General features: G+C 48.4%; 21 protein-coding genes. 11 read left to right on the top strand and 10 right to left on the bottom strand.

Annotated features, from left to right (window positions below; genetic code table 11):
- Positions 1 to 66: 66 nt before the first annotated feature.
- From hemN to acsF, 3 genes are all read right to left on the bottom strand, one after another.
- Positions 67 to 1,464 (bottom strand): oxygen-independent coproporphyrinogen III oxidase, encoded by a 1,398-nt coding sequence (hemN, locus tag AACT35_RS03520; protein ID WP_099238829.1) that lies wholly within the window; start codon positions 1,462 to 1,464, stop codon positions 67 to 69.
- 137 nt (positions 1,465 to 1,601) lie between these two features.
- Entirely contained in the window at positions 1,602 to 2,354 is a 753-nt protein-coding gene (locus AACT35_RS03515) for a biliverdin-producing heme oxygenase (protein WP_099238828.1), read from the bottom strand.
- 46 nt (positions 2,355 to 2,400) lie between these two features.
- The gene (acsF, locus tag AACT35_RS03510) at positions 2,401 to 3,477 is read right to left on the bottom strand and encodes a magnesium-protoporphyrin IX monomethyl ester (oxidative) cyclase (RefSeq protein ID WP_099238827.1); all 1,077 of its coding nucleotides are present in this window, start codon (positions 3,475 to 3,477) and stop codon (positions 2,401 to 2,403) included.
- A 165-nt stretch (positions 3,478 to 3,642) separates the two neighbouring features.
- On the opposite strand from acsF, the gene AACT35_RS03505 reads away from it, so the two are divergent.
- Positions 3,643 to 4,044, top strand: coding sequence for a winged helix-turn-helix transcriptional regulator (locus tag AACT35_RS03505; protein WP_030007861.1), 402 nt, complete (start codon positions 3,643 to 3,645; stop codon positions 4,042 to 4,044).
- Positions 4,045 to 4,049: 5 nt separating this feature from the next.
- Here AACT35_RS03505 and AACT35_RS03500 read toward each other — a convergent pair whose 3' ends face one another.
- Genes AACT35_RS03500 through AACT35_RS03490 form a run of 3 tightly spaced genes read right to left on the bottom strand, consistent with a single transcriptional unit; the run spans position 4,050 to position 6,296 of the window.
- On the bottom strand, positions 4,050 to 4,784 hold the full coding sequence (locus AACT35_RS03500; RefSeq protein ID WP_099238826.1) for a polysaccharide deacetylase family protein: 735 nt from the start codon (positions 4,782 to 4,784) through the stop codon (positions 4,050 to 4,052).
- A gap of 33 nt (positions 4,785 to 4,817) precedes the next feature.
- Positions 4,818 to 5,519, bottom strand: a complete 702-nt coding sequence (locus AACT35_RS03495; RefSeq protein WP_030007863.1) for an ABC transporter ATP-binding protein — start codon at positions 5,517 to 5,519, stop codon at positions 4,818 to 4,820.
- The gene (locus AACT35_RS03490) at positions 5,520 to 6,296 is read right to left on the bottom strand and encodes an ABC transporter ATP-binding protein (protein WP_030007864.1); all 777 of its coding nucleotides are present in this window, start codon (positions 6,294 to 6,296) and stop codon (positions 5,520 to 5,522) included.
- Positions 6,297 to 6,503: 207 nt separating this feature from the next.
- On the opposite strand from AACT35_RS03490, the gene AACT35_RS03485 reads away from it, so the two are divergent.
- The gene (locus AACT35_RS03485) at positions 6,504 to 7,253 is read left to right on the top strand and encodes a carbonic anhydrase (RefSeq protein ID WP_012307606.1); all 750 of its coding nucleotides are present in this window, start codon (positions 6,504 to 6,506) and stop codon (positions 7,251 to 7,253) included.
- A gap of 90 nt (positions 7,254 to 7,343) precedes the next feature.
- On the opposite strand, the gene AACT35_RS03480 is transcribed toward AACT35_RS03485, so the two are convergent.
- Positions 7,344 to 8,924, bottom strand: coding sequence for an NAD(P)H-quinone oxidoreductase subunit 4 (locus tag AACT35_RS03480; protein ID WP_012307609.1), 1,581 nt, complete (start codon positions 8,922 to 8,924; stop codon positions 7,344 to 7,346).
- 319 nt (positions 8,925 to 9,243) lie between these two features.
- Between AACT35_RS03480 and AACT35_RS03475 the strand changes: the two genes are divergently transcribed.
- The 4 genes from AACT35_RS03475 (at position 9,244) to AACT35_RS03460 (ending at position 12,232) form a co-directional block, all read left to right on the top strand.
- Positions 9,244 to 9,600 (top strand): rhodanese-like domain-containing protein, encoded by a 357-nt coding sequence (locus tag AACT35_RS03475; RefSeq protein WP_030007866.1) that lies wholly within the window; start codon positions 9,244 to 9,246, stop codon positions 9,598 to 9,600.
- 114 nt (positions 9,601 to 9,714) lie between these two features.
- Positions 9,715 to 10,761 (top strand): heat-inducible transcriptional repressor HrcA, encoded by a 1,047-nt coding sequence (gene hrcA / locus AACT35_RS03470; protein WP_099238824.1) that lies wholly within the window; start codon positions 9,715 to 9,717, stop codon positions 10,759 to 10,761.
- Positions 10,762 to 10,865: 104 nt separating this feature from the next.
- On the top strand, positions 10,866 to 11,423 hold the full coding sequence (locus AACT35_RS03465) for a manganese efflux pump MntP (protein ID WP_062435016.1): 558 nt from the start codon (positions 10,866 to 10,868) through the stop codon (positions 11,421 to 11,423).
- A 224-nt stretch (positions 11,424 to 11,647) separates the two neighbouring features.
- Positions 11,648 to 12,232, top strand: coding sequence for a manganese efflux pump (locus tag AACT35_RS03460; protein WP_099238822.1), 585 nt, complete (start codon positions 11,648 to 11,650; stop codon positions 12,230 to 12,232).
- Between the two features lie 16 nt (positions 12,233 to 12,248).
- Here the strand turns inward: AACT35_RS03460 and AACT35_RS03455 are convergent, their stop codons facing one another.
- A complete protein-coding gene (locus AACT35_RS03455) occupies positions 12,249 to 12,641 on the bottom strand; it encodes a DUF3110 domain-containing protein (protein WP_099238820.1) in 393 nt (130 codons plus the stop codon).
- A 340-nt stretch (positions 12,642 to 12,981) separates the two neighbouring features.
- On the opposite strand from AACT35_RS03455, the gene AACT35_RS03450 reads away from it, so the two are divergent.
- Positions 12,982 to 13,476 (top strand): hypothetical protein, encoded by a 495-nt coding sequence (locus AACT35_RS03450; RefSeq protein ID WP_099238818.1) that lies wholly within the window; start codon positions 12,982 to 12,984, stop codon positions 13,474 to 13,476.
- Positions 13,477 to 13,593: 117 nt separating this feature from the next.
- Here AACT35_RS03450 and AACT35_RS03445 read toward each other — a convergent pair whose 3' ends face one another.
- A complete protein-coding gene (locus AACT35_RS03445) occupies positions 13,594 to 16,254 on the bottom strand; it encodes a phycobilisome rod-core linker polypeptide (protein ID WP_099238816.1) in 2,661 nt (886 codons plus the stop codon).
- Positions 16,255 to 16,533: 279 nt separating this feature from the next.
- Here AACT35_RS03445 and AACT35_RS03440 point away from each other — a divergent pair, with 279 nt between their 5' ends.
- Genes AACT35_RS03440 through AACT35_RS03430 form a run of 3 tightly spaced genes read left to right on the top strand, consistent with a single transcriptional unit; the run spans position 16,534 to position 18,170 of the window.
- Positions 16,534 to 17,733: a class I SAM-dependent methyltransferase gene (locus tag AACT35_RS03440; RefSeq protein WP_099238814.1), complete on the top strand. Its 1,200-nt coding sequence runs from the start codon at positions 16,534 to 16,536 to the stop codon at positions 17,731 to 17,733.
- 10 nt (positions 17,734 to 17,743) lie between these two features.
- The gene (locus AACT35_RS03435; protein ID WP_030007873.1) at positions 17,744 to 17,956 is read left to right on the top strand and encodes a type II toxin-antitoxin system HicA family toxin; all 213 of its coding nucleotides are present in this window, start codon (positions 17,744 to 17,746) and stop codon (positions 17,954 to 17,956) included.
- The gene (locus AACT35_RS03430) at positions 17,949 to 18,170 is read left to right on the top strand and encodes a type II toxin-antitoxin system HicB family antitoxin (protein ID WP_030007874.1); all 222 of its coding nucleotides are present in this window, start codon (positions 17,949 to 17,951) and stop codon (positions 18,168 to 18,170) included. The genes AACT35_RS03435 and AACT35_RS03430 overlap by 8 nt, the downstream gene beginning before the upstream one ends.
- Here AACT35_RS03430 and AACT35_RS03425 read toward each other — a convergent pair.
- The gene (locus AACT35_RS03425; RefSeq protein WP_099238812.1) at positions 18,167 to 18,979 is read right to left on the bottom strand and encodes a carbon-nitrogen hydrolase family protein; all 813 of its coding nucleotides are present in this window, start codon (positions 18,977 to 18,979) and stop codon (positions 18,167 to 18,169) included. The genes AACT35_RS03430 and AACT35_RS03425 overlap by 4 nt on opposite strands.
- Before the next feature lie 767 nt (positions 18,980 to 19,746).
- Between AACT35_RS03425 and rpoD the strand changes: the two genes are divergently transcribed.
- A complete protein-coding gene (gene rpoD / locus AACT35_RS03420; RefSeq protein ID WP_012307623.1) occupies positions 19,747 to 20,874 on the top strand; it encodes an RNA polymerase sigma factor RpoD in 1,128 nt (375 codons plus the stop codon).
- The last annotated feature ends 200 nt before the right edge of the window (positions 20,875 to 21,074 follow it).

The raw sequence follows: 21,074 nt of genomic DNA, 5'->3' as shown, positions 1-21,074 counted from the left end.
ACAATAAAACAAGACAATGGGGCGAACCCGGTTGATGATCCGCCCCAGGGGAAACGGTGGCGATCGCTAAATCGCCTTGGAGAAAGTTTTCTCAGTTTTGTGTTGTAGGTAGGTGTCAAACACCGCCGCAATATTGCGGATCAAGAGCCGACCGCTGGGCGTCACCTGGAAGCCATCCCCGGAACGGTGAATCAACCCATCGGCTTCCAAATCATTTAAAGCATTCAATTCGGCTTGGAAATAGTCGTTAAAGTCCAAATCAAAGCCCAGGTGATATTTGTTCTCCAGCGCCGGGGCCGACAGGCGAAACTGACACATTAATTCCATAATCACGGTGCGGCGAATCAGGTCATCCTGGGTGAGCTGGACACCCTTTTCGATGGGGAGAACCCGTTGATCAATGGCCGCGTAAAAATCTTTTAAGCGTTTGTGGTTTTGGACATACACATCCTGGAGCATACTGATCGAAGTCATGCCAAACCCTAAAAGATCCGATTCCGGCTTCGTGGTGTAGCCTTGGAAATTCCGGTGCAATTCCCCGGCCTGTTGGGCGATCGCCAATTCGTCGTTGGGCTTGGCAAAGTGATCCATGCCGATGAATACATAACCGTGGTAAGTGAGGTTAGCGATCGTCATCTTGAGGATTTCCAGCTTTTCGGCGGTGGGGGGCATCGCCGCTTCGGGCATCCGTTTTTGCAGAGGTTTCAACCAGGGCACATAGGCAAAGCTAAAGACGGCGATGCGGTCGGGGTTCAGTTGGATCGTTTTCTGGACAGTTTCTGTAAACGTCGCCAGGGTCTGGTAGGGCAGGCCGTAGATTAAATCTACATTGACGCTTTCAAAACCTGCTTCCCGAATCCAGGCCATCACCTCAAAGAGTTTTTCCTCCGGTTGGATGCGATTTACCGCCGCTTGCACCTGGGGGTTAAAATCCTGGATGCCGAAGCTGATCCGCTTAAACCCCAGTTGGCGCAGGGCAAAAATATACTCGCGACTCACCTCGCAGGGGTTGATCTCGATGGAAATCTCCGCATCGGGCGCAAATTGAAAATTGTCCTGGAGGGTTTGCCACAAACGCGTCACTTGCTCCAAGTTTAAATAATTGGGTGTGCCGCCACCCCAGTGGAGTTGTTGCACCAGGCGATCGCCTTGGACGAGGGGGGCAACCTGTTGAATATGACGAATCAGGTAGTCCAGATAGGTAGCCGCCGCCGGTTTGTACTGGGTAATGATCGTATTGCAGCCACAGAAATAGCAGGGCTTTTCACAAAAGGGAATGTGGCAGTAGAGGGAAAGGGGCGTTTTTTTATAATTCCCCATGGCGATCGCCTGGCGGAAAAGATTCCCCTCAAAATCAGGGGTTAATTCCGTTGCGGGAGGGTAACTGGTGTAGCGGGGAACCGCTTGATTATATTTTTGGAGGAGCGGCCCATTAAAGCGGACATTTTGACAGGCTAAATTCATCGGAAAAAGAGATTAATTAAAGTTGATTTTTCAAAAAAAATCCCCTAGCACTTCTAATCTCAGTGAGAAATAATGCTTTCAAACGATACTTAAAAGCGCTCGGGGAAACTCGTAGGAATAGAGGATTAAAACTGGTTCTAGGAAGACGCGATAAGGGCCGGATCATCGGGCTGGCGATCGCGGTTTTCGGTACTGCCCGGGCGGTCTTGGCGAGTTAACAAATCAAAGGTGTGTTCGCCGATGGCAGCCTTTACGTCTGGCTCCAACTCGTGCATCACATCCCGGTTGAGGGCAAAGGCATAATTGGCTTCGTTGATAATCTTTTGGATGGTTTCTTCGTCTAAATTCAACCGATCCAGGGCGTCTCGATATTGCAACTTGAAATTGCGGCGATCGCCTGGGGTCGGCCAAGAGTCAAATTCATAAAATCTGGTGCCCTGACCATCGGGTAACGCTAAGGCCGAGCGGATAATATTCTTTAAACTCTGACCCCCAGACAGATCTCCCATATAGCGCACATAGGCATGAGCAATCAGGAGCAGCGGATCAGTGGCGGCCAGTTCTTGTAAGCGCGCTTGGTAGACTTTACCCGCCGGGAGTAGTTCCAGTTGCCTGTGCCAATGCTCACCGTAGTAAAAGGCAAGATCCTCTTCCAGATGGGGCACTCGGTTCAACTCCGGGAAATAGATTTCCCCTAGAATTTCGTGGTCTTTGTACTGTTCAAAAGCCGTCTCCAGGGTGTAATAGACCGCATACAAATTGGCCATCAATTTCCGGAGGGGTTGCCGCTCCACAATGCCTTTCAAAAAGCACTTCATAAAAGCTGTATTTTCTGAGAGGGTATGGGAGGTTTGGGTACCAAAGCGGAGGCGTTGGGATAGGGTCGTCATGGCTACTCCATGGGGTAAATAAGCGGAAAAATGCTGAGGGGAATTTTTAGTGAACCTCGGCCCGTAGGGCTTCGGCATCCACAGGCTTGGTGAAGAAGATCAAAGCCATATGCCAAACGATGTTGGTGATCCAGGGGATTTTTTGGAAAAACTGAATCACTTTGGGGTTGCCGTTGGTGGCGATCGCCTTTAGGTGCTCATTGGCGGCGGCGCAGGCTTCTAAGCGGGGGAAAAACTGCGGATGGTTCGTGTCGAGCACTTCCGGGAAAGCCCGTAGAGACGTTTCGTTGGTGTTGCGAATCACGTCCCGATTGTATTGGTGGGCATCAAGGCCAATCATCTCGTAAAAATCAGACCGCTCCAGGGTCGTCAGGGAATGGGTGACAAATACCGTTAACAAGAAAAAGCGCGACCACAAGCGAGATTGCCAAGTTTTCCAGAGGGATTTTTGCGATCGCAATAGGGCTTTAAAAAAGTCTCCGTGGCGGTTTTCGTCCTGGCACCAGCTTTCAAAATACTTAAACAGCGGATAAATATTGTGTTCTGGGTGTTTCTCCAGGTGGCGATACACGAGGATATAACGCCAATAGCCAATCTTTTCTGACAGGTAAACGGTATAAATTACCCACTCCGGCGGAAAGAAAGTATAGGTTCGTTTTTGGGTGAGATATTTCAGGTCTAAACAAAGCCCAAAGTCCACCATTGATTTGTTGATAAATCCCGCATGGCGTGCCTCATCCCGGGCCAGCAGGTGAAAAGCTTCGGCCAAAATCGGACTGCGATCGCGGAGGCGGCGGGAAAGCTCTTTAAATAAAAGAAAGCCAGAAAACTCAGAAGTACAAGAACGTTCTAAAAAGTCAATGAAAATGCTGCGAGTTTTTTCATCAAAATGATCCCAAGATTGCTCAAAACTTTCGTCACGGATGAAATGGTTGCGGTTATAATCGGCCCGCAATTCTTCGAGGGCCGCCAAAATTTCTTCTTCGTGGGAAGAGAGCACCATGTTGGCAATTTTATCGAAATCCGTGGTGTAAAAGCGGGGTGTTAGGAGGGTTTCTTGAACTGGTTTTTTAACCCCTGGTCTGAGAAGTTCTGGACTCGGCTGGTCAGTGAGCGTAACCATAGGCTGATTAAAAGGTGTTTTTTAAATCTTTCTGGGATTCATCTTTTCGGAATTATCCTGAAGTTTCAAGAGGGTTTCTCCGGCTAGCCTATAGTTACCTGGGGTAAAAAAATGTTGCCTTTGTTAGGATTCCGGGGACATTGAAGAAATGTTAAAGTTTTAGCAATGAAGTATGTTTGGCCAATGACTGACCCCAACCCTTGTAATGATGTTAATTTCCAATGTCCGATCCAATTTGTGGTGGATTTGTTGGGAAATAAATGGTCAATTTTAGTGTTGCGGGAGCTTTTTACAGGCGATCGCCGCACCAATGAACTGCTTAAGGCTTTACCGGGGATCAGTACCAAAACGTTAATGGTGCGCCTGCGAGAACTAGAAGCCCATGGCCTGGTGGAACGGCGCATTTACGCAGAGATCCCCCCCCGGGTGGAATATTCGTTAACAGCAAAGGGACGAGAAATTCAGCCGGTGATGACCGCCCTCCATCAAGTTGGCTCCCAATGGTTGGAACAAGAGACTTGCGTTTGTCCTTTGCAGGGGGAAATAGATTCGGTGCAATCGGCTTAATTTTTTTAGGACAATTCAAAGAGTTCAGCCACGGTCACAAAGCGATAGCCAGCTTCGGTCAACTGACTCAAAATCAAATCTGTCGCTTCTACGGTGCGTTGGCGATCGCCACCACCATCGTGCATCAAAACAATCGATCCGGGTTGTACAGCCCCAATGACCCGTGCCGCAATGTCCGTAGGACTAGCCTCAATTTCCCAATCAAAAGAATCCACATCCCAAATCACGAGGCGTTTCTGTTGCTGATGGAGATAAAGGGGAAGCAGAAGAAAACGACGACCCCAGGGCGGCCGAAAATCGATCTGGCCCGTGACCCCCAAATTCCGCAGCAGTTGATCCGTTTTGTCCACTTCGTTGGTGATGTAGTCCCAGGAACGGAAGGCCATGTATTTGTGTTCGTAGGAATGGTTACTCAGTTCATGGCCAGCGGCGATGGTTTGGCGGATGGTGTCTGGATAGAGTTCGATATTTTGCCCCACCACATAGAAGGTGGCCTTCGCTTGGTAGTCGTTGAGAATCTCTAAAATCGCTTCGGTATAGGGCGGTGCCGGGCCGTCATCATAGGTCAAAGCAACAACTTTCTCTGGGGTGGCGACTTGGTACAGGCCAAAAAAGCTAATCTGTCTGATCAAAGGCAACGCATTTCGCACCAAGATCAAGGCGATCGCCGTGGCGAAAAATAAACGAATGACCTTCTGCCAAGCCTTGGGGCGCAGGGGAACAAAACGAACAGCTTTCACAATGGGTACCGCAGGGAAGAAGTGAGCACCTACCTAGCCAAGATAGGCTGCTTTAACCCGTTCATCGGTGAGTAGATCCCGGGCGTTGCCGCTAATTTTAAGGTAACCCGCTTCTAAAACATAGGCGCGATCGCTACATTCGAGGGCCAGACTCGCATTTTGTTCGACTAAAAGAATCGTGGTGCCATCGGCGTGGAGTTGTTGAATCACCTGAAAAATTTCCTTCACAATTTGGGGCGCTAAACCCAGACTCGGTTCATCAAGGAGTAAAAGTTTTGGCCGCCCCATCACCGCCCTGGCGATCGCCAACATTTGTTGTTCCCCACCGCTGAGGGTGCCCGCAATTTGATTTTTCCGTTCTGCGAGGCGCGGGAAAATGGCAAATTGTTTTTCGAGATCTGCTTTAATCCCTAACCGATCCTGGCGCGTGTAGGCCCCCAATTCCAAATTCGTTAAAACTGTTTGCCGCGCTAAAATTCGTCTTCCCTCTGGACTATGGGCAATGCCAGCCCTGACAACGGCATGGGGGGCACTTTTGGTGATCTCGGTGCCGTGATACAGAATTCGGCCTTGGCGGAGATTGACCAGCCGCGAAATGGCCTTGAGAGTGGTGGTTTTTCCTGCTCCATTCGCGCCGATCAGGGTGACAATTTCCCCGGCATTGACCGATAAGTGGATATTTTTCAGGGCTTCGATACCACCGTAATTGACTGAGACATCAATGAGTTCCAACATTTACTCATCCCCCAAATACGCTTCAATCACCGCTGGATCTGCCTTTACATCCTCTGGCAAACCGAGGGCAATCAGTTCGCCAAAATCCAACACCGCCAGGCGATCGCACAGTCCCATCACCAGGGGAATATGGTGCTCAATCAACAGAATCGTCAGGTCAAATTGCGCCCGAATTTGTCGAATCAAATCACTCAAAGCGCCTTTTTCGTTGGGGTTCATCCCGGCAGCGGGTTCATCGAGGAGTAAAAGCTGGGGTTCTAGAGCCAAGGCGCGGGCAATTTCTAAACGCCGCTGATCACCATAGGAAAAATTTTTTGCCTGTTGACGGTATTTTCCAGTTAAGCCCACCAAATCTAGCAATTCCTTCGCTCGGTCGTAGGTTTCTTGCTCAGCTTTTTTCGCTTTGGGTAAACCTAAAATTCCTTCAAAAATGTTGTTTTTTTGGTGCAGATGGCGGGCGATCGCCACATTTTCGAGGGCCGACAAATTTCCAAACAAGCGCAGATTTTGAAACGTCCGCGCAATACCAGAGGCCGCAATTTGGTGGGGAGCCAGACCGTGAATCTTGCGGCCTTGGTACAGAATGTTTCCTTGGGAAGGGGGAATCATCCCGGTCAACAGATTAAAAAAAGTTGTTTTGCCCGCCCCATTCGGCCCAATCAAGCCGAAAATTTCCCCTGGGGCCACCTGAAAAGACACATCATGCACCGCCACCAAGCCCCCGAAGCGCCGGGTCAAGTGTTGAACGTTGAGGATGGGGATGGCTAAATCCGGCATAGGCTCGACCGATTAAATCAAGCTTATTTTAGCGGCATCTAGGGGGGAAATTAACGGGATTATTGAGTCGGCGATCGCCAAAAATCTCCCCAGGTGATTGGTATACCTTATGAAAAATATGTGCCATCCTCATTTATCTAAATGGATTGTTTTGGTTTACTATGATCCCTCAGTAGTCACCTCGTTTTGACATCGGACGATCGAACAGTGAAAAAACTTATTCGCGGCCTGGACAAATTTAAGCAAAGCTATGTTGCGAGCCACCAGGATCTTTTTGAACAACTTTCCCACGGCCAAAAGCCCCGCGTTCTGTTCATTTGTTGCTCCGATTCCCGCGTTGACCCGGCGCTGATTACCCAAACGGATATTGGTGAAATCTTCGTCATCCGCAATGCCGGAAATATTATTCCTCCCTATGGTGCGGCCAATGGTGGCGAAGGGGGCACCCTAGAATATGCTCTCCAAGGCCTCGATATTCGGCAAATTATTGTCTGTGGCCATTCCCACTGTGGCGCGATGAAGGGGTTGCTCAAGCTCAACAAACTCCAAGCGGATATGCCTTTGGTTTACGATTGGCTCAAGCACGCCGAAGCCACCCGTCGTCTCGTCCGGGATACTTACCCCCACTGTGAAGGGGAAGAACTGGTCGAAACCCTCGTTGCAGAAAATGTTCTTGTCCAGATTGATAATCTCAAAACCTATCCCGTAGTGCGATCGCGGCTCCACCAGGGCAAGCTGAAAATCTATGGCTGGATCTACAACATCGAAAATGGCGAAGTGTTAGCCTACGACGAAACAAAACACGCCTACGTGAAGCCAGACTATAGCCTCATCGACGAAACCCCCTTAACGGAGCGCGAAGCCCTAGAAGGTTGCCCACTTCCCTACACCGTCGCTTCTGGCCAGAGTTTAGCGGGTTGGTACGGCGAAACTGATACCTTCTCTGTGAGTGGTTAGGCTGCCATTGCCGTCGCTATCTTCTTAACAAAAAAGACGGTGCCCATTAACACACCGCCTTGCAAAAATTATGGACTCAAGTTTGAACGATTAGCGAATCTCTGGGGCACGCAGAACCGCAACATCTAAGCTAGGTGCCTGTGCCGTTTGCTGAAGACTTGGCACCGATTGGCGCAGGATCGCCGTTAGATTTTCTGTGGTAGAAGCATAGATCTGGGTCACAGCCTTCGGATACAGACCAATCCCAATAATCGGAATCAACAAGCACGCAATCACAAAGACTTCGCGGGGTTCAGCATCGATCAGTTTTTCATGCGCCACAAGCTCTTTGTTTTCAGGGCCGTAGAGGATTTCTCGCAACATCGAAAGCAGATAGATCGGCGTTAAAATGACGCCCACTGCCGCGAGGAAAACAATGATCACCCGGAAAGTAGGGCTATAGGCATCACTGGTGGCGAAACCGACGAATACCATTAATTCAGCAACAAAACCACTCATCCCCGGCAGTGCCAAGGAAGCCATCGAGCAGGTCGTCCACATCGCAAAGATTTTCTTCATTTTTTTGCCGACCCCACCCATTTCATCGAGCATCAGGGTGTGGGTACGGTCATAGGTGGCACCAACCATAAAGAAGAGACTCGCCCCAATGAGCCCATGGGAAATCATCTGCAACATTGCACCACTCGTCCCCAAATCAGTGAACGAAGCCATCCCAATTAGCACAAAACCCATGTGGGAAATGGAGGAATAGGCGATTTTTCGTTTGAGATTACGTTGAGCAAAGGAAGTTAGAGCCGCATAAACGATATTGACGACTCCGAGGATCACGAGCACCGGGCCAAACAGGGCATGGGCATCGGGGAGCATCCCCGCATTCATCCGCAGTAGGGCATAGCCGCCCATTTTTAGGAGAATTCCGGCGAGGAGCATGTGGGCCGGGGCCGTGGCTTCACCGTGGGCATCGGGGAGCCAGGTATGCAGAGGGAAAATCGGTAACTTCACCCCGTAGGCAATAAGAAGGCCGCCATAAAGCAGCAGTTGGAGGTTAATGCCAAAGTCTTTCTGGGCGATCGCCGTCATATCAAAGGTGACCGTATCCCCATAAAAGGCCATGGTCAGGGCGGCAATCAGAATAAATAACGAACCGCCAGCGGTGTAGAGGATGAATTTCGTTGCGGCATAGAGCCGTTTTTTGCCACCCCAAATGGACAGAATCAGATAAACCGGAACCAGTTCTAGTTCCCAGGTAAAGAAAAACAGCAGCATATCCTGCACGGCGAAGACAGCAATTTGACCGCCATACATCAGCAGCATCAGGAAATAAAATAGCTTTGGCTTAAAGCTTACGGGCCAGGCCGCCAAGATCGCCAAAGTGGTGATAAAACCCGTGAGAAGAATCAAGGGCATGGAAAGGCCATCGGCCCCCACTGACCAGCGCAGATCGATTGCTTCGACCCAGGTATAGCTCTCTACCAGTTGCAGATTCGGGTTGCCAAAATCGTAGCCCGTGTAAAAGGCTGTCACGATGATCACAAAGTCGATTAAGCCAATGGTCAAGGCATACCAGCGCACTGTTTTCCCATCTTTGTCGGGGATGAGGGGCAAAAATAATGCCGCAATAATGGGAAATAAAATAATCGTGGATAACCACGGAAAATTTGCAAAGTTCATACAAACTCAAAAAAATTAATGGCTGTTTCTTAAAAAATGCAATATTTATAAATCGTTAACGCAGAATAAAGGCGATCGCCAAGCAGAATGCTTTACCCTGTACCATCTTCAAAAAGTGGGACAGAAGATCTAACGCCTCTAACGTTACTTGTACCATTCCCAAATTTTCTTGACCGACTCTCCGGGGGAACTGCAATACTCCTTAACTTTGAACCCCCCTAAGGTGAAGATCCCCTAGCAATTCAGCCTTGGCATTCCCAAACGCAGCCAGAAAATGCTAGAAATGCTCACCTCTTAATTTTTTATCAGTAGCTTGACCATGACCAACCCTAGTTCTAACCCACAACTCCAGGCCGTCAGTCCCACAGTTTTTGCCCAGCGCGTCGCCACGACCGAATCTTTGCAACTCATTGATGTGCGTGAGCCCGATGAGCTAGAGATTGTCGCTCTCCCAGGCTTTACCAATTTACCCCTGAGTCAATTTGAACAATGGGCTGCCCGCATTGCCGTGGACTTTGACCCCCAGGCAGAAACCTATGTGCTTTGTCACCACGGTGTACGTTCGGCGCAAATGTGTTATTGGCTGCAACAACAAGGTTTTACCCAAGTGATCAATATTGAAGGTGGGATTCACCTTTACACCCTCTCTGTGGATCAAAGCCTACCGCGCTACTAGGGAAGAATGAGCTATACTAACCCAAACTTAGACCTTAAATCTTTCTTAAGTTAAGCCAAGTTTTTTTACTATTTTTTTATATTTCTTAGTTATTGAAAGCACTACTGTCGGCGTATGGTTGCTCAGAAAATTCTTAATCCCCGTCACCAAAATATTTTTCGAGCAACGGTCAACCATTACATTTCCACAGCGGAACCCGTAGGCTCCAAAACCCTTGTGGAGGAATATGACTTTCAGGTCAGTTCTGCCACCATTCGTAATGTGATGGGCAAGTTGGAAAAGGCAGGTTTCTTGTATCAACCCCACATCTCGGCGGGACGAGTCCCCTCTGATTCCGGCTATCGCTTTTATGTGGACGAGCTCGTCACCCCCAATTCCCAGACCCGCAAACGAGCGAGCCAAACGTTACAGGAACAGACCGCTGCAGAGTATTGGGGACTAGAAGCGACCCTCCAGCGAGCAACGCAAATCCTGGCGACGTTAAGTGGTTATATTGCTCTAATCACGGTGCCCCATCAAAACCATGCTCGCCTACGCTATCTGCAGTTGCTCCCCCTGGGGGATCAGAAGGTGATGATGATTGTGGTGACGGATAGTTATCAACCCCAATCGTTGTCCTTGACCCTGGACTGTGACCCCGATGAGCTAGAGATTCTATCGAATTTTTTAAATCACCATCTCCAGGGGCGATCGCTCCAAGAAATTGCCAGCCTTGATCCCCAGGCTTTAGACGAAGACTTTCACCATTGTCAGCTGTTATTGGAGACGATTTTGGGTAAGATTGCTCAGATTGTGCCTAATACGATTGCGACGCCAATTCTGGTACGGGGCATTTCGGAAGTGCTGCGGCAACCTGAGTTTTCCCAAATTGAGCAGTTACAAACCCTATTGCACTTGCTAGAGGCGAAACAAGAACAGCTACTCCCGGTGGTTTTTAGTGGTTTACCAGGCGATCGCCCGACGCTCATTCACATCGGCACCGAAAATCCCCTAGAACCCATGAAAACCTGCGCCCTTATTTCCACATATTATTACCAGGAAAAAACGCCCGTTGGCAGTGTTGCGGTGCTTGGCCCGACGCGGATGTTCTATGAAAATGCGATCGCCTTAGTTGAAGCCACAGCAGATTATCTTTCTGAGAATTTAAAAGCCGCTTTTTAAGGTTTAAGACTCGTAGGAAATAAGAATCAAATAATTCAATTTTTTGTTTTTTTGTTGATGGCGATCGCCATAATCTTTTTAGGGAAGTACCCATAGGGGATTTCATGGACTTTGACTTAGATATTCTTCTCTTTGCCCTAGTGCTGAGTATTGACTGTTTTTCCGTCGCCCTTGCACTAGGAGCACGCCATTTTTCCCGCAAGCGGGCCTTATTTTTTGCGCTCAGTTCAGGTTTCTCCGGTGGCGGCGCTATTTCCCTCGGTTTTCTCCTGGGTAATTTCGCCCAATACATCACCTTCTATGATCAAGGAATTGCTTTTATTCTCTTGATCCTCATCGGTGTTCACATGTGCTACAACGCCTACCGAGAAATGCAAAAACTCCCAGGCGATGATGATGAATCCAGAAAAATTCATGGCCTTTGGAAAATCCTCCTAGTCTCTAGCATTTCCAGTGTTGATTCTTTGGGGGTTGGTATTTCCCTTGGTTTAATGGGCAAACCCTTAATTCCCTATTCCCTGGGGATCGGAGTATCAGCCTTTTTTGCTACTTATGTGGGCTTATTTTGCGCACAATTAATCTCTAGTCAATTAAAGGAAAAGGTAGAGTTTTTTGGCGGTGGTATTCTGATTGCTATGGGCCTTAAAATGCTCTCAATATAATGATTATTTAGACCCGATTTTTATAAGTCTAGAGTCGTCATTTTCCAAGTAAAAAGCAGATTATTATTTCGCTCAGTCTCACGAGGATTAGGATTTATTTGTAGGCAATTACTTTTTTGGGAAGAATTTTTTAAATAATTTTGTGGAACTCGGAAACAATGAAAAAACTATGATAAATCGACCCACGATTTTTCGTTTATAGTAATAAATGCATTCCTTTCGAGTTGGCGATCACCACGGCATTTATGGGTTTTGAATCAGACATTATTATTTTCGCCCTTGTCCTCAGTATTGACTCTTTTTCCGCCGCCTTAGCCCTTGGTATTCGCCACTTTTCTGGAAAACGGGCTTTATTTTTTGCGCTCAGTTCGGGGCTTTCTGAAGGGGTGGCGATCGCCCTCGGCTTCATTTTGGGACGTTTTGCCCAGACTATAATTATGGCCTACGATCATTGGGTGGCCTTTGCCCTATTGGTTTTGGTGGGTGGACATATGTGCTACAACGCTTACCAAGAAATGCGAACCAAGCCAGGCGATGACGATGGTGAATCCGTCAAAATCCATAGCCTGTGGAAAATTTTGTTTATTTCTAGCATCACCAGCATCGATTCTTTGGGGGTGGGCGTTTCCCTCGGCCTCATTGGTAAACCGCTTGTGCCCTACTCCCTCAGCATTGGCTTGGCTGCTTTTTGTGCCACCTATGGGGGCCTATTTTGTGCCAAACTCATTTCCGGGCACTTAGGTGAAAAGGTAGAATTTTTTGGCGGTGGGGTTTTGATCGCCTTGGGCCTTAAGATGCTGTCAATCTAATCTATTCCCAAATACACTACAAAAGCCCTTCTAATTGACGTCGAATGCGGTCTAATTCTGTATCCGACAAATCATTTTCTGACGCTGTGGCTTGCTCTGCTGGCTGTTGCTTTCCCTCTGGATCCCAAGCTAAATCTGTCACATTCGCTTCGGGGGGCGTGGCTAATTCACCGGCGGCAACGTGTTGCCAATCATAATCTGCATCCCGACAAAACTCGATAATGTCTTCTTCATCCATGGCTTCGATGGAGACGGGCGGGAAATCCTGGGCCTCCAACATTAGCCCAAACCGGGTGGCGTCATCTTCATCTTCAAACATTAAAATTTTGTTGCGATCGCCAGTTTGGAGTGTGTGAATCCCTTCATTTTCTGTCCGGGCATTAAACAGCAAGACATACACGCGACTCATGGATTTTCTCCTTAGATGCTTACTAATCGGCTCCTTTTGGGGGAGGGTGATCAAATTGTTTATGATAAGGTGACGGGAAATTTCGCTCAAACCCTTTAAAATGGTACCGCTCGATTGGCAAATTGCGAATCTTCCCATGTTCAACCATGGTTTATTTTTGCTTGGTATCGATCTTAAAGGTGGCGATCGCCATCGCTGTTTCAGGTCCTTTTTGCTTAACAAGCCTTCACAAAACAGCAGTAGTGGAACTTTCCTGGAATCTTTTCTTTCATAGAGCCTAGACGCTCACTTTATCGAGGGAGCCTCTGACGGTATAACCCAACTGGGGAGGGGGACAGCCATGACAAAATTTTATGCACCGACCATTATTGGGGCAACAACGCTCCTGACCATTGCTGCTGGTCTTGGTGGTATTCAAGGGGCGATCGCCGGCCCGGAAACCTTTACGATCGCCGCTAACGGAGCCATTACCTCCAATGAAGTCTTTAACGGGACAATCACCGGCCAGGCTGGGGGGCCAACCAATAGTAACTTTTGTGGCTGGATTGCCAATCGCCCTAACCACACCTTTCGCATTAATGGCAATGGCCTGATGTCTCTCAATCTCAGCGTCGTCGATCCTAACGGTGGCGTTTCCAGACCCTTTACGCTTCTGATCAAAAATGCCGATGATCCCAGTGCAGATCCCTTCTGTGCGATCGCCGATCCTTTTAGCGGGATTCCTGCCGAAATTGCTGGTGTTTGGAATCCAGGCCGCTACCAAGTCTTTATCGGCAACTTTGAACAAGCTGGCAATGCAGGTCGCGCTCCCTACGTTTTACAAATTTCCCAGTAGTATCAATAACCGTCGGTTTCCCAAAATAATCCTCTAAAAAACTAATTAAAAAATTGCCCTCCTCTCTTAATTTTGAAAGGGGGGCAGTTTTTATGGTCTTAACCGAATTTTCGTGTTTTAGCGTTTTACCGCAGGCTCAAAGCTCGGTACTACAAGATCACGATTTTGCTTCGTGAGTTGGTTGTAGAGTCGTTCCGTATTGGGGAAGTTTGCCGCCGGTAAAGTCGGGAAGCGACGGAAGGGTACCGTATCCTCACCGAAGTTATCGAGGTACTCCATGCTGTTAACCATCGCGCCGATAAAGGCTTTCAGACCTTGGGAAGCAAGGATTTGGTTATACTTACGGATTTCCTGCTGATCTAAGGGAGCTCGACCAAGGAAATGCTTCGTTCCCATTTCAATCACCTTCGTGTTGGGGTAGGGAGTATAGAATTCCTTCTGGTACAGCTCAGAACAACCCAGACCTTCGATGAATTCCTTCATGTTGATCTCGCGGTTGCCCAGCTTACTTTCGAGGGCAGTAAATTGCGCATCGACAACATAGGGCTCGATGTCCCGCTCAAAGATCTGACGGTAAGCCGCGGCGATCGCCGTTTTCAGTTCGACCTTGTTGAAGGTATCCGTGAGTTTAAAGGCCTTCGTTTGCTGACGTTGGACGTTAACCCCTTGCTTGAGGCGAGCATCCACATCCGTCACCGGTAGATTCTTCGTGCTAGAAGTACCCAACTCAATAAAGCGAGCTGTCTTCTCAACCTGAACCTTAGCCCCTACATCTTCACGGAGCGCACCGGGGCGAGTCTGACGCAGCGAATAACCACCGGGAGTCAGATAGCGTTCGTAGGGAACTGTATCTTCACCGAAAGCTTCTTCGTATTCTTTACTATCAATGATCGCATCTACCAACGCATAGAAGCCTTTTTTCGCACAGGTATCAAAGTAGTTGTTGATTTCTTGACGACCATAGGTGGGACGACCCAACAGACGACGGTGGATGTACTCCACAGCCTTGGTTACGTATAGAGAAGACCAGTAAGTATTCCGGAAAACATCAGATTTTGCCAAGGCCCGGATGAATTCCCGCAGGGTAATTTCACCATTTTCGAGCTTGATCTCTGCCACTTTCTGGCGTTGGCCAGCATAGACCATCCGACCGAAGACCTGACGGTAAGCCGCTTCAATGACCTTTTGGGTCGCACTTTCCGAGAAACTAACGTTGGTAGTCTTACCTGACGGTAGTTCGTTATTGAGACGGAATACCTTGGCTCCAAGGCTGCCGGGTTGTGTGGCGCGGGCACGGGGATTACCTAGTTGGTTGTTAATGCCAGGGCCACGGTGAATCAAGATCCGCCGGGTATCTTTATTAAAGGGAGCAGGGCTGGCGCTGGGACTCCGGGTTGCTTTCGGGAAGATTGCCCCAAATTGAATTTCTAAGGCATCGTTACCAGAGCCATATACGTGCTGATCCGGTAGGGGTTGATTATAGCTGGCGAAGGTCGTGATAAATTGAGGGACTTTGCGGAAAGGTGCGCTGTATTTAAACAGATCCTGTTGCATGCCCCAGTTACGACATTCCTGGGCTTCTTGGCCTAAACCACGGAGGTAAGGCACGGTTTCTTCCCCGAAATAATCGGCATATTCTTGGGAATCAACCAAAGCATCGACCAGGGCTGCTAAACCACCGCTAGAGACAATGGCAAAGTATTCTTGGACTTCTTCGCGGGAAGAGGGGCCACGACCGAGGATGTGACGGAAAGCAAGCTCTAAAGCTCGGCTGTTGATAAAAGGTTCAAAAAATTGCTTCCGATAAAGGGGGGATTTCGCCAAGCGACGGACAAATTCCTTCATGGAAATGTCGCCATTTTTCACTTGGGATTCAAGGTAAGAAATGGATTGGCTGTAGGCCCGTGTAATGTCTCGTTCAAAGATTTGGCGATAGGCGGCTTTGACGACTGAGTTTTTCTCTAGGGCAGACAAGCCAGGCTTCATCACGAACTTCTGACGCTTTTCGGCGGCGTTGAAGTAGCTCTGGGGCAGTTGTAAACCCTGGGCATCGATGGAAGGCCGTTGGCGCAATTTATCGTTGGGCACTTGGGTCTGCATTTCAGTGATTAACACGTCGAAATACTGAACCACGGTTTCTTGGGCTTCGCGATCGCCCCGGAACAGATCCAAAGAAGCCGCTTTCATTTCCTGGATCGCCACGATGGTCGCCGGAATGGAGCAAGCATTTTCGATGACTTCTTTTAGACCACGGGTGTTGACCACGAGGATGCTCGGATCCCCGGCCACAATGGCATAGGTAGTGTAGCGGAGGAACCAAGCCATATCCCGCAGGGACTTGGTCATGTTGCGGGGGCCGTAACGGGAAACACTGATTGGCCGGAAACCAGCGGGAATCTTACCGCCACCAGAACCGAGAAACAAATTTTTGACACCACCAAAGATCCCTGTGGCGCCACTGGCATCCCCGACGGCCATGGAAACGCCGAGATCGCTGTCATCGGTATCGGTTTCCGGTTGGTCGAGGTAAGCAAGAGGGGATCCACCGGCAAAAATCCGGTTCGCGGCACGGGAGACGATGAGCTGGGAACTCAGTTTAATCGCTTGGGCGATCGCCAAACGCTTGAGTCCAGAGTCATAAAACGTTCTCAGTGCCGTTAGTTCTCCAGATTCCAGGTAGCGATCCTGTTGCTCTGCCTGGGAAATGTTGGAGAGGGGAACGGTTTGATATAACTGGGGGCGAGCTAAAGAGCTTCCACCGCTGGCCTTAATCGTCATGGATTTTCAACTATCTCCAATCAAAAATGTTCAATTTATAGCGAAATTGGGGAGAAAGTCAGCAAGAGTTTTCGGGTTCCCTTTGGCGATCGCTTCTCCCAAATGCTTTATTAAATGAGATGTTTATCAGTTAGCTAGACTTTAGGGTAGAACGTTTCCGGCCCGGACACGAAATTTATTAAGAAGTATGTCAAAAATTCAGAAAAACTGGGGATCAAGGTTGCACAATGTGACCTGTACTGTTTTCAAGCCAGTTAATCTATTTGCGACCTTCCCTCTATGACTCACCCTAGCGATCGCCAACAAGCCGTCCGAAATCTCTACAATACCTATCCTTTTCCGCCGGAGCCGCTGTTGGATGAACCGCCCCCAGGGTATAACTGGCGTTGGCATTGGCAGGCCGCCTACAACTTTTGCACTGGACGTAAACCGAGCACCGATAAAATTCGCATCCTCGATGCTGGTTGTGGTACGGGAGTCGGTACGGAATATTTAATTCATTTAAACCCAGCCGCTGAAATTGTCGGCATTGACCTCAGTGAAGGGGCCTTAGAAGTTGCCGAAAAACGCTGTCAACAGTCTGGGGTACGCGATCACCACACCGCACCAGTCACCTTTAAGCGTTTACCTATTGAACAGGCAACGGAACTAGAAGGGGAATTTGATCTAATCAATTGCGTCGGCGTCTTGCACCATATGCCCGACCCAATTCAGGGAATTCAAGCCCTCGCGCAAAAACTAGCCCCCGGCGGCATTTTCCATATTTTTGTCTATGCGGAGTTGGGCCGTTGGGAAATTCAACTGATGCAAGAGGCGATCGCCATTTTGCAGGCCGATAAGCGCGGTGACTATATTGACGGAGTTAAAGTAGGCCGCCAAATTTTCGCGAACCTACCAGAAAATAATCGCCTCGTTCAATACGACAAAGAACGCTGGTCTTTAGAAAATCACCGGGATGCATCCTTTGCAGATATGTATGTCCATCCCCAGGAAGTGGACTACAACATCAAGACTTTATTTGAACTCATTGATGCGTCAGAACTAGAATTTGTTGGCTTTTCTAATCCACAGTTTTGGGATCTAGAGCGACTCGTGGGTAAGGAACCAGAGTTAATCGAGCGGGCAAAAAACTTAGATGAGCGTTCCCGTTATCGTTTAATCGAATTGTTGGATACCACCATTAGCCACTACGAATTTTTCCTCTGCAAACCGCCCCTGGCAAAAATGGATTGGTCTGACGATCAAACTCTTGCCCAAGCAATAGCAGAGGTTCATCCTTGTCTGAACGGTTGGCCTAGCCAGTCTCTCTTTGACTACGACTACCAACTCGTTAGCCTCAACGACACTGAGTTTCAGTTTATGCAGGCTTGCGACGGCACAAAAACGCTTGGTGAAATTTCCCAAGCTCTGGGAGTCGGGTTAGATCTAGGGCGATCGCTCCAGGCCAGACAATTAATCATGCTGACACCTAAAATATAAGCAGTGAAGGATGCCTAAAAAGATTCGTGAGTTAAAAAAACTCTTGCGTCGGGCTGGATTTACGATGCGACCAGGCAAAGGAAGTCATACCAACTGGACACATCCAAAATATGCAGGCAGGATCACCTTAGCCGGAAAAGATGGAACAGACGCAAAGCCCTATCAGGAACAAACTATTCTAGATGCCATTCAACAGGTTAACGAGGCAAAAGACGATGGATAAACTCAAATATCAAATGGTAATTCAGTGGAGTGACCCTGATAATTGTTATCTGGTTGGCTTTCCGGATTTTATTGGTCAAACCTGGCGTACCCATGGTGAGAGTTATCAAGAAGCTGTTCAAAATGGTGTTGAATGCCTAGAAAGCTTAATTGAAGACTACGAAGCGGCAGGAGAAACTTTACCAAAGCCCACCGCTGTCTTGGTTGCAGCCTAACCGAAAACCCGGTGTTCGAGGGAGGGCATTTGACGGCGCACTTGGGCTAGGCGATTTGGATTAATTTCGGCGATCGCCACCCCTGGGTGAACGCCCGCATCATTCAGCACAGTTCCCCAAGGATCGACGATCATCGCGTGGCCGTGGGAATAACGCATGCCGTAATGGTTGCCTGTTTGTGCTGGTGCGATTACATAACAGGTATTTTCAATGGCTCTGGCTTGAATCAAGGTTTGCCAGTGATCTTTACCGGTATAGGCGGTAAATGCAGCAGGAATGCAAAGAATATCGGCTCCTTGCTTTGATAACGAACGATATAGCTCCGGAAAGCGCACATCATAACAAACGGATAAACCGATTTTGCCCAACTCCGGCGAAGCAAAGATTTGGGGAAGTGCATCGCCCGCCTGGACTGTGCTTGATTCTTTGTAGGTATTCCCATCGGGCAAATTCACATCAAACAAATGCACCTTGTGATAGCGGGCTAATTCTTGGCCATCAGGGGAAATCAACAGGGCCGTGTTAAAGACTTTATTGTCACCGCCAGGCACCGGAAAACCACCACCGAGGAGGGTGATTTGAAATCTCTGGGCCATAGTCTTGAGAAATTTTTCGCTTTTTTGGGCAATGATATCGGCTTGGGCAAGCTTAGCGGCTTCTTCGCCGAGGAAAGAAAAATTTTCCGGAAGCGTCACAAGTTTCGCCCCTTGGTTGACAGCCAATTGAATCAAGTCTTCTGCTTCGCCCAAGTTGTGGTCTAAGTCGGGCTTACTGGTCATTTGGATCGCTGCCGCGAGATAGGATTTCATATGGCCTGAGATGTTTTTAGAAATAGGGATCTGGGAAAACCGTCAACCAGAAGTTTTGATGGTTAAACTGGTTTAATACCATAGCAGAATCTTTCCCCACCAACATGGGGCGATCGCTTCGAGACGGGCTTTGCAGCATACCTTTCTTGAGTGGATGATCAAAAACGCTGGAGGCTGTGAATCATTGGCATGGAAATCTTGCGGCGATCGCATTACCAAAGCACAGATGTCTCGGTTTGAAAACCTTTAGCGCAGAAAATTTTGCCCATGGTGAACATTTTCAGAAAAGATCAGTTAACCTATTAGCATCAAGTTTCTGGATAGCCCTTGACAAAGGTTGCATCCCACCTGAAGTAGTTTTTGCGACTGGCGATGCTAGAGGCGATCGCCATCCATCAGTCGCTTTACTTGGGCACTAGAATATTTGTACTTAACAAAAACCTATGGGTGGGCGAAGTTTACAGATTTTGCTATAACCATGTGGGCAATAAAAGACAAATTCACTAAAATGGCTAAGGATTTGCTCCAAGCTATCTCGTCGGAGAAGCTCATTACAGATTTTGACTAGTTTTAGAGACGGAATAAAACCCCCAAAAGGTAGCAGGAAAGTTCCCATCTACTAGTACAATCAAAACCCACAGTTTTTTTCTATCAAACATATCCTTTGGTAGGGAAGACCTCGACTTCGACAGAATCATTCTGTTTGCTAGAAGTCCCCATTGAATGTCCATTTAGTTGCTTTTTTAAACGAACAAGAGGAAATAGGCATGACCCAAGCGACGAACCCCGTACTGGATCAGACTCGGAATGAGGGTGATATTGATTACAGTGCCCTTGCGGAAGCGCAAATTAAAGAAGGTACCGACTATGTAGAACTTACCCTCCCCACGAAAAAAAGTCGGAAAGCAAAAACCAGTCGTCGTAAGGAAACTGCCACCAAGAAAAAACCCTACACCGAAGACTCGATTCGGATTTACCTCCAAGAAATTGGCCGGATTCGTCTGCTGCGGGCTGAAGAAGAAATTGAGCTGGCCCGGAAAATTGCTGATTTGCTCGAACTAGAGCGGATGCGGGAACAACTCACCGAGCATGAGTCTCGCGTTCCTACGGACAAAGAGTGGGCCGAAGCCGCTGGGATGCCCCTCAAAGATTTTCGGCGTCGCTTGTTCCATGGTCGCCGTGCCAAAGACAAAATGGTGCAATCAAACCTCCGTCTGGTGGTCTCCATTGCGAAAAAGTATATGAACCGCGGCCTTTCGTTTCAGGACTTGATCCAAGAGGGTTCTTTGGGTCTGATCCGTGCCGCCGAAAAGTTTGACCATGAGAAGGGTTACAAGTTCTCTACCTACGCGACCTGGTGGATTCGTCAGGCGATTACGCGGGCGATCGCCGATCAATCCCGTACCATTCGTCTGCCTGTTCACCTCTACGAAACCATTTCCCGCATCAAAAAAACCACCAAGATTCTTTCCCAGGAATTAGGCCGCAAACCCACCGAGGAAGAGATTGCTGAGCGCATGGAAATGACCATCGAAAAACTGCGCTTCATCGCCAAGTCTGCCCAGTTACCGATCTCCCTCGAAACGCCGATTGGTAAAGAAGAAGATTCTCGCTTGGGTGACTTTATCGAAGCCGATGGGGAAACCCCCGAGGATCAAGTCTCCAAGAGCCTCCTGCGGGAAGATCTTGAAAATGTACTTGATACCCTCAGTGCCCGTGAGCGTGATGTCCTCCGTCTCCGTTATGGCTTGGATGATGGCCGCATGAAAACCCTCGAAGAAATTGGCCAAATTTTTAACGTAACCCGTGAACGGATTCGTCAGATCGAAGCAAAAGCGCTGCGTAAACTGCGTCACCCGAACCGCAACAGCATCCTGAAAGAATATATCCGCTAGGCCATATTCAGCCTCAATCTTTAAAAGCTGAATACTGAGAACATAAAATTTTAGAATTACCCTGCCAGCCGGTGGGGTTTTTTATTGCTCAATTTTCCTGGAGAAATATTCTGTAAAAAAACCGTAAAAATTTGGATAGTTCACAGTAGCATAGCGGCAACAGCAGTTTAGCGAGTTCCCATGGCAAGCTCTCCCCTGAC

The organism is Synechococcus sp. BDU 130192 (assembly GCF_963876085.1).
Classification (GTDB): Bacteria; Cyanobacteriota; Cyanobacteriia; order Cyanobacteriales; family MRBY01; genus MRBY01.
This window is presented reverse-complemented; position numbering and strand designations above follow the sequence as displayed.

Bases quoted from the DNA above. Each gene is read 5' to 3' on its own strand.
- hemN (WP_099238829.1), bottom strand. From the start codon at position 1,464: ATGAATTTAGCCTGTCAAAATGTCCGCTTTAATGGGCCGCTCCTCCAA.
- AACT35_RS03515 (WP_099238828.1), bottom strand. From the start codon at position 2,354: ATGACGACCCTATCCCAACGCCTCCGCTTTGGTACCCAAACCTCCCAT.
- acsF (WP_099238827.1), bottom strand. From the start codon at position 3,477: ATGGTTACGCTCACTGACCAGCCGAGTCCAGAACTTCTCAGACCAGGG.
- AACT35_RS03505 (WP_030007861.1), top strand. From the start codon at position 3,643: ATGAAGTATGTTTGGCCAATGACTGACCCCAACCCTTGTAATGATGTT.
- AACT35_RS03495 (WP_030007863.1), bottom strand. From the start codon at position 5,519: ATGTTGGAACTCATTGATGTCTCAGTCAATTACGGTGGTATCGAAGCC.
- AACT35_RS03490 (WP_030007864.1), bottom strand. From the start codon at position 6,296: ATGCCGGATTTAGCCATCCCCATCCTCAACGTTCAACACTTGACCCGG.
- AACT35_RS03480 (WP_012307609.1), bottom strand. From the start codon at position 8,924: ATGAACTTTGCAAATTTTCCGTGGTTATCCACGATTATTTTATTTCCC.
- AACT35_RS03475 (WP_030007866.1), top strand. From the start codon at position 9,244: ATGACCAACCCTAGTTCTAACCCACAACTCCAGGCCGTCAGTCCCACA.
- hrcA (WP_099238824.1), top strand. From the start codon at position 9,715: ATGGTTGCTCAGAAAATTCTTAATCCCCGTCACCAAAATATTTTTCGA.
- AACT35_RS03465 (WP_062435016.1), top strand. From the start codon at position 10,866: ATGGACTTTGACTTAGATATTCTTCTCTTTGCCCTAGTGCTGAGTATT.
- AACT35_RS03455 (WP_099238820.1), bottom strand. From the start codon at position 12,641: ATGAGTCGCGTGTATGTCTTGCTGTTTAATGCCCGGACAGAAAATGAA.
- AACT35_RS03450 (WP_099238818.1), top strand. From the start codon at position 12,982: ATGACAAAATTTTATGCACCGACCATTATTGGGGCAACAACGCTCCTG.
- AACT35_RS03445 (WP_099238816.1), bottom strand. From the start codon at position 16,254: ATGACGATTAAGGCCAGCGGTGGAAGCTCTTTAGCTCGCCCCCAGTTA.
- AACT35_RS03440 (WP_099238814.1), top strand. From the start codon at position 16,534: ATGACTCACCCTAGCGATCGCCAACAAGCCGTCCGAAATCTCTACAAT.
- AACT35_RS03435 (WP_030007873.1), top strand. From the start codon at position 17,744: ATGCCTAAAAAGATTCGTGAGTTAAAAAAACTCTTGCGTCGGGCTGGA.
- AACT35_RS03430 (WP_030007874.1), top strand. From the start codon at position 17,949: ATGGATAAACTCAAATATCAAATGGTAATTCAGTGGAGTGACCCTGAT.
- AACT35_RS03425 (WP_099238812.1), bottom strand. From the start codon at position 18,979: ATGAAATCCTATCTCGCGGCAGCGATCCAAATGACCAGTAAGCCCGAC.
- rpoD (WP_012307623.1), top strand. From the start codon at position 19,747: ATGACCCAAGCGACGAACCCCGTACTGGATCAGACTCGGAATGAGGGT.